We start from the raw sequence: 762 nt of genomic DNA, 5'->3' as shown, positions 1-762 counted from the left end.
AATGACGGCGATGCCGGGGATGGCAAATCACAGTCCGATGGCGATCCGCAATTTCACCACTGCCTGGTCGAACGAGAACAAGACCATGACCCTCACGCTTACTAAACCTTTGGCGAAGGGAAGCTATGAGGTGCGCTGGCAAGCCGCAGGTGCTGATGGTCACCGCATGAACGGTACTATCAAGTTTACCGTCAGCTGATCGCGCAATGGGGTGGGCGGTCGAACCTGGTTTGCGTTTTCTGAATTATGCGGTGCTCCTGGGGATGTTCGGGAGCACCGCTTTTCGATTGATCGCGCTTCGGAGCTGCCGCTTTCTCTCTGTCGGTAATCGGGCGTCGCTACGCCTGATCGGGGGGGCTGCGGCTGCATTCGTGCTTTCGGTTGTTCTTATGCTCGTCTCGGTGGCCGCAATGATGGGCATGTCCCTATTGGACCTTGACTGGGCGACGATCTCCATGATGGTCTCCGGCACGGATATCGGGATTGCGTTTGCCGTTCGCATCGGCGTGCTGTTTCTCGCATTATGCTTTCTTGTCGCAGTCAGGGCCACGAAACTCAGCCAAATGGTCGTCGGCGCCTGTTTCGCAGCGGCACTTCTCTCGCTCGGATGGAGCGGTCACGCCGCTGCTGGCGAGGGAGGCATTGGGCTCTTGCACCGGCTCAACAATGGCGCCCACCTGATCGCCGCAGGGTTGTGGCTCGGCGCCATCATTTGCTTTGTTGACCTCACTGTGAAGTTGCATCGGCGGCCGGATCGAGAGC

The 762-nt window shown here is 58.7% G+C and carries 1 protein-coding gene and 1 pseudogene; both read left to right on the top strand.

Annotated elements, in window-relative coordinates:
* On the top strand, nt 1-199 hold a 199-nt coding region (locus AX708_RS08695; RefSeq protein ID WP_067489990.1), incomplete at its 5' end, for a copper resistance protein CopC.
* Nucleotides 200-206: 7 nt separating this feature from the next.
* Nucleotides 207-762: pseudogene (locus AX708_RS08690) on the top strand (hypothetical protein); the annotation flags it as partial.

This window comes from Erythrobacter sp. CCH5-A1 (assembly GCF_001557115.1).
Taxonomy (GTDB): Bacteria; Pseudomonadota; Alphaproteobacteria; order Sphingomonadales; family Sphingomonadaceae; genus Erythrobacter.
Note: the sequence above shows the minus strand (reverse complement) of the source record. Positions and strands in the feature narration are given on the sequence as shown.